At 67.0% G+C, this 10,807-nt stretch carries 11 protein-coding genes and 1 pseudogene; 6 read left to right on the top strand and 6 right to left on the bottom strand.

The features are described 5' to 3' along the window. Positions 1-13 precede the first annotated feature (13 nt). On the bottom strand, positions 14-1,174 hold the full coding sequence (locus ABW137_RS31940; RefSeq protein ID WP_526406286.1) for an LLM class flavin-dependent oxidoreductase: 1,161 nt from the start codon (positions 1,172-1,174) through the stop codon (positions 14-16). A gap of 20 nt (positions 1,175-1,194) precedes the next feature. Then, positions 1,195-2,706 carry an aldehyde dehydrogenase gene (locus tag ABW137_RS31935; RefSeq protein ID WP_526406284.1) on the bottom strand — a complete coding sequence of 504 codons (1,512 nt, stop codon included), beginning with the start codon at positions 2,704-2,706 and terminating at the stop codon, positions 1,195-1,197. Positions 2,707-2,926: 220 nt separating this feature from the next. Here ABW137_RS31935 and ABW137_RS31930 point away from each other — a divergent pair, with 220 nt between their 5' ends. The 6 genes from ABW137_RS31930 to ABW137_RS31905 all read left to right on the top strand — a co-directional run bounded on the left by ABW137_RS31930 (position 2,927) and on the right by ABW137_RS31905 (position 7,643). Then, the gene (locus tag ABW137_RS31930) at positions 2,927-3,439 is read left to right on the top strand and encodes a flavin reductase family protein (protein WP_526406282.1); all 513 of its coding nucleotides are present in this window, start codon (positions 2,927-2,929) and stop codon (positions 3,437-3,439) included. 8 nt (positions 3,440-3,447) lie between these two features. Then, on the top strand, positions 3,448-4,689 hold the full coding sequence (gene ribB / locus ABW137_RS31925) for a 3,4-dihydroxy-2-butanone-4-phosphate synthase (RefSeq protein ID WP_526406280.1): 1,242 nt from the start codon (positions 3,448-3,450) through the stop codon (positions 4,687-4,689). 58 nt (positions 4,690-4,747) lie between these two features. Continuing rightward, on the top strand, positions 4,748-4,885 hold the full coding sequence (locus ABW137_RS31920; protein WP_526406278.1) for a hypothetical protein: 138 nt from the start codon (positions 4,748-4,750) through the stop codon (positions 4,883-4,885). Next, positions 4,882-5,856 carry a TerC family protein gene (locus ABW137_RS31915; RefSeq protein WP_526406276.1) on the top strand — a complete coding sequence of 325 codons (975 nt, stop codon included), beginning with the start codon at positions 4,882-4,884 and terminating at the stop codon, positions 5,854-5,856. Before ABW137_RS31920 ends, ABW137_RS31915 begins: the two co-directional genes overlap by 4 nt. Before the next feature lie 195 nt (positions 5,857-6,051). Further along, positions 6,052-6,705 (top strand): bifunctional 4-hydroxy-2-oxoglutarate aldolase/2-dehydro-3-deoxy-phosphogluconate aldolase, encoded by a 654-nt coding sequence (locus tag ABW137_RS31910; RefSeq protein ID WP_526406274.1) that lies wholly within the window; start codon positions 6,052-6,054, stop codon positions 6,703-6,705. Beyond that, positions 6,702-7,643 (top strand): sugar kinase, encoded by a 942-nt coding sequence (locus ABW137_RS31905; RefSeq protein WP_526406272.1) that lies wholly within the window; start codon positions 6,702-6,704, stop codon positions 7,641-7,643. Before ABW137_RS31910 ends, ABW137_RS31905 begins: the two co-directional genes overlap by 4 nt. 6 nt (positions 7,644-7,649) lie before the next feature. On the opposite strand, the gene ABW137_RS31900 is transcribed toward ABW137_RS31905, so the two are convergent. The 4 genes and pseudogenes from ABW137_RS31900 to ABW137_RS31885 all read right to left on the bottom strand — a co-directional run. Continuing rightward, on the bottom strand, positions 7,650-8,408 hold the full coding sequence (locus ABW137_RS31900) for an IclR family transcriptional regulator (RefSeq protein ID WP_526406270.1): 759 nt from the start codon (positions 8,406-8,408) through the stop codon (positions 7,650-7,652). Positions 8,409-8,424: 16 nt separating this feature from the next. Beyond that, positions 8,425-9,189: an SDR family NAD(P)-dependent oxidoreductase gene (locus ABW137_RS31895; RefSeq protein ID WP_526406268.1), complete on the bottom strand. Its 765-nt coding sequence runs from the start codon at positions 9,187-9,189 to the stop codon at positions 8,425-8,427. 2 nt (positions 9,190-9,191) lie between these two features. Beyond that, positions 9,192-10,487 carry a mannitol dehydrogenase family protein gene (locus tag ABW137_RS31890; RefSeq protein WP_526406266.1) on the bottom strand — a complete coding sequence of 432 codons (1,296 nt, stop codon included), beginning with the start codon at positions 10,485-10,487 and terminating at the stop codon, positions 9,192-9,194. Further along, positions 10,484-10,807: pseudogene (locus ABW137_RS31885) on the bottom strand (hypothetical protein); the annotation flags it as partial. The gene ABW137_RS31890 and the pseudogene ABW137_RS31885, both read right to left, overlap by 4 nt.

The raw sequence follows: 10,807 nt of genomic DNA, 5'->3' as shown, positions 1-10,807 counted from the left end.
GGGTGCCGGGTGGTCAGTGGCGAAGCCCCGCCTGCTTGAGTAGCGGCATCACGTGTTCGCCGAAGTACTTCATCTCCTCGTTGTAGTCGATCATGCCCATGATCATTCCGTTCATCCCCGCCTCGTTGAGCTTGCCGATCTCCTCGACGCACTGCTCGGGCGTGCCCACGATGGGGTAGCCGCCCCAACCGGCGATGAAGCGCTCCTGGAATTCCCTTGCGTGGTCGAAGGATTGGCTGGCGCCCGACATCGCCATCTTGATGACGTTGCCCGCGGCGCCCCAGTCGCCGTCGTCGACGACGCGTTGGAAGTCCGCCTTCGCCTCCTTCTCGGTGTCGCGGCACACCACCAGCCCGTAGGTCATGGGGCTGATCACCCGCTGGTATTCCGTGCGGGCCTTCTCGACGATGGCGCTCGTGTAGGCCTTCATGTTCTCCAGCGTGTCCAGGGACGCGAAGTTGAAGTCCACGTTCCGCGCCGAGAACTCGATGCCGTTCTTCGAGTTGCCCGCATTGATCAAGGCAGGGCGGGGCGCCTGATGCGGCTTCGGGTAGGACTCGACGTCGTCGCCGTCGAAGTACTTGCCGTGGAAACTGAACGAACCCGGCTGGGTCCACAGGTCGGTGGCGTAGTCGATCCACTCCTGACCGAACGCGTAACGGTCGTCGTGCTGGCGCTGGGATCCGCCGAACATCTCCATTTCCGGTTCCACCCAACCCATTACGAGGTTCAGTCCGAATCGCCCACCGGAGATCAGGTCGATCGTGGTAGCCGCCTTCGCCGCTACGATCGGATGGACGGTCGGTAGGTGCGAGGTGGCGAAGATCGCAATCCGTTCGGTCGCCTGGGCAAGTCCGGCTGCCCACGAATAGGTCTCGAAGCAGTTCCCGTTGAAGTTGGTGGTTCCGCCGAACCCCTTCCAGCGCGCGACGGGTACCAGCGCCTCGAAGCCGAGCGCATCGGCCCGCTGCGCGATCTCCAGCGTGTGCTTCCAGCTCACCTCGTAGGTGGTGGGAGCGTGCGACATGATCAGACCGTACGAACAGTTGGTGCCGAACAGGCCCAGCTTCATCTTCTGGTCGTTGAACATCGGATTGGTCGTGGTGCGATCGACCAGGGGCGCGGTCTCCTCGACCGGTCGGGGGGCGGTGGGGGCAAAGTCAATGGCGGTCATGGTCTTTCGAGTCCTCTCGGTCAGCCGAGCTTGAAGGGGTCACGGGTGGCGCCGCTGAGTTCGACCCAGACGGACTTGTTCTCGGTGTATTCGTTGATGGCGTCGACGCCGTTCTCCCTGCCAAGGCCGCTGTCGCCGAATCCGCCGAAGGGGACGTTCGGGGCGATGACCCGGTAGGCATTGATCCACACCGTGCCCGCGCGGAGCTTGGCCGCCACCCGGTGTGCGCGATGCACGTCGTTGGTCCACACCGCGCCGGCCAGACCGAACGGGGTGTCGTTGGCGAGCGCCAATGCCTCGTCCTCGGTGCTGAACCTGTAGGCCGCCAGTACCGGGCCGAACACCTCTTCGCGCACCACCGTCATGTCGGGAGTGACGTCGGTGAACACCGTGGGCTCAACGAACAGCCCGCCATGCTCGCCGCTCGCCGAGCCACCCGTCGCCACGGTCGCACCCTCGTCAACGGCGGTCCGGAGGAAGGCCAGCACCTTCTCGTACTGCGGCCGGTTGGCGACCGGTCCCATTTCGGTGTCGGCGTCGTTGGGGTCACCCAGTTTGATGGCCCGCGCGCGCTCGGCGACGAGGGCGATCAGCTCGTCGTGGACGTCCTCGTGCACGATCAGACGCGAACCGGCCATGCAGGTCTGCCCGGTGGCGGCGAACACCCCTGCCACCAACCCGTTCGCCGCTGCAGCGAGGTCGGCGTCGGGGAACACGATCTGCGGTGACTTGCCTCCGAGCTCAAGAGTGATCTTGTTCAGGTTCTCCGCGGCGGCCTTGGCCACCGCCCGGCCGGTGGCGGTCGACCCGGTGAAGGCCACCTTGTCCACGTCACGGTGACTGGCGAGATGCTCGCCGACGGACCGGTTCAGCCCCGACACCACGTTGACGACGCCCGGCGGGAAACCTGCCTCCGCGATCAGCTCGGCGAAGGCCAACGTCGACACGGGCGAGTGCTCCGAGGGCTTGATGACGAAGGTGCATCCGGCAGCCAGCCCGACTGCGAGCTTGAAGGTCATCAGCAACAGCGGTGAGTTCCACGGCGTGATGGCGGCGACCACGCCGATCGGCTCGCGCCGCGTGTAGACGAAGTAGTTCGGCTTGTCCGAAGGGATGGTGCGGCCTTCGATCTTGTCGGCCAGCCCGGCGTAGTAGTAGTACCACTGCGGCAGGTACTGCAGCTGTCCGATCATCTCGCGGTAGAGCTTGCCCGAGTCTTGAACCTCCAGGCGTGCCAACCGTTCTGCGTTCTGGCCCAACAGATCACCGAGGCGGCGCAGCAGTCGGGCCCGTTCGAACCCCGAGGTCTCGCTCCACACTCCATCGAACGCGGAGCGTGCCGCGGCGACCGCCAGATCGACGTCGGCGACGCCGCCGTCCGGCACGCTCGCCCACGGTTCGCCGAGGTAGGGGTTCTCACTGGTGAACACGTCTCCTGAACGGGCAGAGACGAATTCGCCGGCGATGAACATCTTGAAGTGTTCCAGGCCAGCCTCGGCGTCGGGGCGGGTCGCAACGGGTACGGCAGTCATTCTTCACTCCTATCGTGTGGCGCAGGTCACCATTTCTCGAACCTATGGCGACGACCGGGGCGGCAGATAGCCGGTGAGTGCGCCCGACTATCCGTTCCGTGCAGGACCGTGGGCGGTCTTCACTATGGGGATAGTCGACGGCCCTCTCGGGATAGTGATCGCCGTCACTGGCTGCCTACCGTCGGTGCACAGCCACCGCCAACGCCAGAAGGACGCGACGATGAAGGTCTCCGACATCTCCCCCCAACACATGCGCACCGTGCTCGGGCACTTCTGCTCGGGCATCACCGTCATCACCACCATGGGTGACGACGGTCCGATCGGCTTCACCTGCCAGTCGTTCAGCTCGCTCTCCCTCGACCCGCCGCTGGTGTCGTTCAGCCCGGCACGCACCTCGACGACCTGGCCCAAGATCCGCGACGTCGGCTCCTTCGCGATCAACGTCCTTGCTGACCACCACGATGGGGTCAGCAACGGCTTCGCGCGCTCGGGCACCGACAAGTTCGCCGGGGTGACGTGGGCGGTGGGCGCCCTGGGCGCACCCATCCTCGACGGCGTCGTCGCCTGGGCCGAATGCCGGCTGTGGGCCGAATACGACGGCGGTGACCACACCATCGTCGCCGCCGAGGTGCTCGACCTCCACGCCAGCTCAGAACGACGCCCGCTGCTGTATTTCCAAGGCGGATACCACCTTCCGCACCCACACCGCACCGATCAAACCGGAAGACAGTGAGGCATCCGATGTCCGTCCAACTCATTGACGCGCCCACCCGCCTTGGCGCCGCGTTGACCGCCATCGCGCACGGCGGCATGGTCGTCGTCGCCGACGATGCCGACCGGGAGAACGAAGGCGATCTGATCATGGCCGCCGAGCACGTCGACGTCCACGACATGGTCTTCCTGCTGCGCCATGGCAGCGGCATCGTCTGCACCCCGATGACCGACGTGATCGCCGACGAACTCGAACTCGACCTGATGGTGTGGACCAACACCGACAACCACCAGACCGCCTTCACCGTCAGTGTCGACGCCGTTGCCGTGGGAACCGGGATCTCCGCCACCGACCGCGCGGCCACGGTCCGAGCACTCGCCGACAAGACCACCACCCCAGGCGATCTGCGTCGACCGGGGCATGTCTTCCCGTTGCGGGCACGACCCGACGGAGTCCTCGAACGCGCGGGCCACACCGAGGCATCGATCGATCTGATGCGACTGGCAGGATGCCGCGAGGTCGCGGTCATCACCGAACTCGTCGCCGATGACGGCGTTCCCCTGTCCGGGCCGGACTTGATCGCCTTTGCAGCCGAACATCAACTACCGATGATCACGGTCGCCGAGCTCGTCGAACACCGAAGGCGGATCGAATCCACCGCAGTCCTCGGCGCCTCCGCGGCCATTCCCACCGATCACGGCCTCTTCACCGCGCAGACCTACACCGGCGCCGATGGCATCGAGCACCTGGTGTTGTCGCACGGTGACGTTTGCGGTGCCTCGGCCTCCGACGCGGGAGTGCTCGTTCGCATCCACAGCGAGTGCCTGACCGGAGACGTCATCGGATCCCGCCGCTGCGACTGTGGCGCCCAACTCGACGCCGCCCTGGCCGCCATTGCAGGCGAAGGCGCAGGCGTCCTGATCTACCTTCGCGGCCACGAGGGTCGCGGGATTGGCTTGGGCCACAAGCTCGCCGCCTACTCACTGCAGGAGGCCGGTCGTGACACCGTCGACGCCAACCTCGAGCTCGGCCTGCCGATCGACAACCGCGACTACGGCGTGTCCGCCGCGGTCCTGCAGATGCTCGGCATCACGCGGATCCGGCTCATCACCAACAATCCCGGCAAGGTCGAGGCAATCCGCGCCGGCGGTCTCTCGGTCACCGAGAGGGTGTCCGCACCGTCGTCGGTGACGGCCGACAACATCACGTATCTGCGCACCAAACGCGATCGGATGGGCCACTTCCTGGATCTTCCGCTGGCCTCCTCCTGAGAGCGCTCTCAGCTCGAAACCCGGTCCTTGAGCGGATTACCGTAGGCTCGTCGGGGACATGATCGCCAGCCCCCTCATGCCGTTGCGTCCCGCCCTTTCGCCATCGATGAACGCCGCCGCAATCAAAGCCCTTGACTACGACGAACTCTCGGACGAATCCTCGGACGAACTGTCGATGGAGGTATCCGCCCGATGAACGTGTCCACCTTGACGTGGATCGCCACGTGCGCCGTGATCCTTGGACTGTTCCTATTCGACTTCGTGTTCAACGCGCGGAAGCCGCATGCGCCGTCGTTCAAGGAATCCGCGACCTGGTCGGTGGTCTACATCGCGCTGGCGGTGATCTTCGGCCTCTACGTGATCTGGCAGTGGGGTGGCACCTACGGCGGCGAGTACTTCGCCGGCTACGTCACCGAGAAGGCGTTGTCGGTGGACAACCTCTTCGTGTTCACGATCATCATGACGTCCTTCGCGGTGCCTCGCGAGCACCAGCAGAAGGTGCTGCTCATCGGCATCGTGCTGGCGCTGGTGATGCGGGCGGGCTTCATCGCGGTCGGTGCCGCGGCCATCAACACGTTCAGCTGGGTGTTCTACCTGTTCGGCATCTTCTTGATCTACACGGCGATCAAGCTGGCCCGCGAGAGTGGGCACGAGGAGGAAGTCGAGGAGGAACGGGACAGCAAGATCGTCGCGTTGGCCAAGCGGTTCCTTCCGACCGTCGACCACTACGACGGCGGGAAGCTCACCACCCGCATCGATGGCAAGCGCTTCGTCACTCCGATGTTCTTGGCGCTCGTGGCAATCGGCTTCACCGACATCCTCTTCGCTCTGGACTCCATTCCAGCGATCTACGGCCTCACCACGGAGCCCTACATCGTCTTCGCCGCCAACGCCTTCGCGTTGATGGGTCTGCGTCAGCTGTACTTCTTGATCGGCGGCCTGCTGGATCGACTGGTCTACCTGTCCTACGGGTTGTCGCTGATCCTCGCGTTCATCGGCGTCAAGCTGGTGCTGCATGCGCTCCACGAGAACACGTTGCCGTTCATCAATGGCGGTGAGCACATCATGGTGCCGGAGATCTCGACGGGTATGTCGCTGTCGGTGATCGGGGCCGTGTTGGCGGTCACGACGGTCGCGAGCCTGATCAAGAGCCGGGCCACCCGGTAGGTTCTCGTCGCGGTAAGTCCTCGCCGCGGTAAGTCCTCGTCGCGCGTGGCTGGCGGTGGGGTCACTACCTGCGTCTTTCGCCCTTCTCGGCAAGCTGGCACCGAATCCCAGCGGCATGCTCGCACGAGCTCAGCCGCCTCCCAAGCGTCCGCCGAACGGGGTGCATTGGAATGATCGTCGCTCTACACTGGTCCCGTGGTACGAAACACAGGTCCGTCCAGCGGAACGAAATCGGGAACCGAGATGCTGGAGCGGCTGCAGGCCGAGTTCACTCGAACGCCGGTGCTGCCCGTGCTTCGCGTCGGGACCGCCGACGATGCGGTGGGGGCCGTGTCCACCTTGGCCGCAGCCGGCCTCGGCATCGTCGAACTGACGGCGACCACGCCGGACTGGCGCGTGGCACTCTCTCGCGTCCGCGCCGAACACCCCGACTTGCTGGTCGGGTTGGGCACCGTGCGGTCCGCCCGGACCGCCCTCGAGGCGGCTGACTTCGGTGCGGACTTCCTGGTGACCCCCCATCCGGCTCCGGAGGTGAGGTCTGCAATCGACGGGGCCATCCCCGTGGTGGAGGGAGGTTGGACGCCCGGTGAAATCGCGGCAGCCGCCGATACCGGCCTGGCCAAGCTGTTCCCCGCCCATGTCGGGGGGCCCGCCTATCTCCGGACCCTGCTAGCGGTTCTGCCGGGAGCGCTGGTGATCCCGACCGGTGGGATCGGCCTCGACGACGTGCCAGCGTGGCTGGACGCGGGGGCCACTGCAGTCGGCGTTGGCACCGCCCTCGTCGAGCGCCTTGCGGCGGACCCTGGCGCAGTCGCGGACTGGTTGGCAGCGCTGGGGGGACGGTCATGACCGTCCCCGATGTCATCGTGCTCGGAGAACCCATGCTGGAGCTGTCGGCTGGCGTGCCCTTGGAGACGGCCACCGACTTCCACGTGTCGTTCTCCGGCGACGCACTCAACGCTGCCGCCGCCAGTGCCAGCGCCGGGGCGACCACCGCCCTGATCAGCCGAGTCGGCGACGACGAGATCGGATCGCGGCTGTTGCGCTACGCGGCTCACCTCGGGGTGGAGACGGCACTGGTCCGGCGGGGCCCCAGTCACACGGGGGCATACCTGGTCGGCGCCGACCCCGAGGGCGAACGCGACTTCGTGTACCTGCGGTCGGGATCCGCGGCGTCCATGATGACCCCCGCTGACCTCGGCGACGCGCCCCTCGACCGGGCAAGGGTGCTGCTGGTGAGTGGAATCGCGATGGCGTTGTCGGACGGAGTGGCCGCCACCGTGGTGGAGGCCGCACGACGAGTGGCGGCCGGCGGCGGCGCCGTCGTCTACGACCCCAACTATCGCCGACGACTGGTTGACGCGGACACCGCGCGCGGACACCTGCGTGAGCTGGCGCCGCTGGTGACGGTGGCCGTCCCATCGTGTCCCGCGGACACCGAGGTGCTTCTGGGGACGTCGGACGCGGAGACTGCTGCTCGCCGCCTGATAGACCTCGGCGCCCAGTCGGCCGTGGTCACCCGCGGGAGTCGCGGTGCGCTGATGTACGACCAGAGTTCAGCCGTCGAGGTTCCTGCCGTCCCAGCGCCTCAGGTGCACGACGCCACTGGTGCCGGCGATGTGTTCGCCGGCACGTTGGCTGCCGGCCTGGCGCTGGGGCCACTAACGGTGGAGCTAGTGCGCACCGCAGCGGCGGCAGCCGCGTTGTCACTCGCCGGGCAGGGTGGTACCGGCAAGCTCGCTACGGCAGAAGAGGTCCGCGCATATCTGGTCTCCACGGCCGGCTGACGCACTTCAGGTGGTACGGGCACCCAAACCGGTCGATACCTCCGCCGCTGCGGCCGCGACTTCTGGGCCCACGACGTCGAGGGCGACTGCCGTGGGGTCACTGCGTAGCTGAGAGACGCTGATAGCGGCCGTCATTCGTCCCGAGTGGTCGCGGATGGCCGCGCCCGCGCAGACGATCCCGTCTTCGTTCTCCTCCACGTCGCCCGCCCAGCCGCGATCGCGGGTCGTCCTCAGGTCGGCCATCAGGGCATCCAGCGTCGTCAGCGTCCGCGGCGTGCGCCTGGGCAATCCGGTGCGCTGCACCAGCGACGCCACGTCCTCCTCGGCCATCGCGGCGAGAAGCGCCTTCCCAATTCCAGTGCAGTGCAGCGGTATCGACATACCCACCCGCGAGACCATTCGGTAGGGCTTGTTGCCCTCGAGCTTGCGCACGTACACGGCCTCGTCGCCGGCGATTACCGCCATGTGCACCGTCGCCGAGAAGCGTTCCTGCAGGCGACGCATGACCGGTTCCGCGCCGACGGACGTGTCCAGCTCGCCAAGCGTCCTGCCTGCCAGGCCCACCATGCGCGGCCCAGGGCCGTAGCCGTTGTCCTCGTCGAAGACGGCGAACCCGCCCTCCACCATCGTCTGCAAGATCCGGTGCACCGTGGACTTCGCGAGGCCCGTCGACCGGGCGAGGTCGGTCAGCCGACGGTGTTCGGCGAGCGCTTCCAGCACCGCGAGCACCTTCTCGACCGCGTTCACCGGGCTGGGCGCCGCCATCTGTTGGTCTCCTGCCTCAGTACATGAGGTGTTTCCCTGCGTCGACGACCACGTCGACCCCAGTGACCATATCTGCCCCCAATAGACCCAGCACAGCCGCAGCCACGTCCTCGGGTTGGGTGGTACGACCCAGTGGGGACGCCTCGCGTTCGCGGGCGGTCAGTTCGTCGAACGCCTCATCACCGTGATGGTCGATTTGCCATCGCGTGGCGACCGTCCCCGGGGAGACGGAGTTGACCCGCACCTCCGGGCCCATGGCGACGGCCAGTGAACGCGTCAGTTGCAGCAGCGCCGCCTTGCTCACGCCGTAGGGCATCGACGACCCGATACCTCGGTGGGCCGAGATCGACGCGATGTTGACGACGGCGCCCCCGGCCTGCCGGAGCGCCGGTGCGAATGCACGCGCGCAGCGGAACGCGCCGACGACGTTGACGTCGAGGATGTCGTGCCAGGTGTCGTCGTCGACCGCGTCGAGGTCGTCGAACGGAAGCCACGCCGTACTCGCTGCATTGTTGATCAGTACGTCGCATCCGCCGAAAACGTCGTGGCACCTCGCCGCCAGCGCCCGCACCTGATCGTCGGCACGTACGTCCACGGCCACGGACTCCGCTTCGGCGCCGAGGGCTCGCAGTGACGACACCGTGGCCGCCGCCGCCTCCTCCGATCGGCTATAGGTCACGAGCACCCCTCGGGCGCCGGCCGCCACCAGATGGTGCGCGATCGCTGCTCCGATTCCGGTACCCCCACCGGTGATCACGGCCACCCTGTCGGTCAGGTCCATCGTCACATCTCCTTGAGGGCGGATCGGACAGTCTCGCGAATGTCCGCATGGTCCAACGACTTCAACCACCAGTTCACCGAATCAACCATCAGACCCCGCTCTGTCGCGTCGGCGAGCAGGTCGCACGCCGCCAGCAGTGCGCGCGCCCGGTCATCCGGCGGGCCGGCAAGCGCTGATCGCACGCGAGGGGCCCTGGGGTCGTCGACGTCGCCACGCCGGATCGCGTGCGCCCAGCCGGCGACGATACCCGCGCACCACATGGGCGCCTTCCCGGCAGTCTGACACATGTCCACGACGGCTGACAGTCGCTGGGGCAACTTCGCCGATCCGCCGGACCCAACCTGGGACAAACGATGGGGCACAGCCGAATTCGCGAACCGGCGAAGGGAGGCTCTGGCGTCCTCAGTTGCCGAGAGGCCCTCGGCGGCGGGCACGGCGGGAATCAACTCGACGTCGAGCGCTGCCTGCACGGCGGTGTTGAGCAGATCGTCGTTCACCGCTTCGTGGACGGTGGAGTACCCGCACGCCAGCCCAAGGTAAGCCAGCATCGAGTGGGGCGCGTTGACGAGGTGCAGCTTGGCCGCTTGCCACGGTGCTACGTCGTCGACCAGCTGGGCACCGACACGTTCCCACGCGGGACGGGCGGCGACGAAGGCGTCTTCCAGCACCCAGCGGAACCACGGTTCCGCCACCACGGAGGGCTGCAGTTCATCGGGTACCGCGGGCACGACGCGGTCGACGACGGTGTTGGGGAAGGCGGCGTGCTCGGCCAGCCACGCGGCAGCATCGTCGTGTCCCCCCTCCTGCGCCATGTCGATGGTCAACGTGCGCAACAGGTCACCCCCGAAGAGGACGTTGTCGCACACCACGACGCTGATCGGGCCCGCACCGTTGCGGGCACGGGCCGCGGCCGCGGCAACGATCTGACCCACGACGGGGCCCGGGTAGCCGGCTTCGGTCGCGGTGATCGTCACCACCGAGACCCGTGGCGAGGCCAACGTCTCGGTCAGGCGGTCAGGCTCCTCCTCGGCCACCAGGCCGTCGTGCACGACGTCGACCCGGGTCGTGCTGTGGCGGTCGGTGTCACGGAGTTCGACGTCGTAAGCCCAACTGCGCGAACGCATTGCGTCGACGACGGTGCGCGAGCGCTGGCCGACCGCGCAGACCGACCATTGCCCGGGTTGCTCGTCGGCGGCGAGGCTCGTGCACCACAGCACGTGTCCCCTGGCGAACGCACCCACTCCCAGGTGCACCATCGTGGCGCTCGGCGATGGCCTCCCGGTGAACCCATCGCTCATTGACGGCCGGGCAGCTCTGCAGTCTTGCGAGACTTCGCCGTGGCCAGTGGCTCGGGGCCCATCTCGTCGATGTCGACGTCCTTGCCTTCCTTCGCGGCGGCGAACGCCACGAAGGAGATCAGGCAGACCACGATCATCATCACGGCGATCAGCCACGGTTCGCCGCCCATCCGGTTCTGCAGCGAGGCGGCCAGCAACGGGGAGAAGCCCGCGATGGCTGCGCCCACCTCACGTGAGGTCGCGAAGCCCGAGTAGCGCACCCGCGCGCCGAAGAGCTCGGCATAGAAGGCCGGTTGCACCGCGATCATCGGCGCCACCCC

It is taken from the genome of Mycobacterium sp. (assembly GCF_040509115.1).
Lineage (GTDB): Bacteria > Actinomycetota > Actinomycetes > Mycobacteriales > Mycobacteriaceae > Mycobacterium.
Note: the sequence above shows the minus strand (reverse complement) of the source record. Positions and strands in the feature narration are given on the sequence as shown.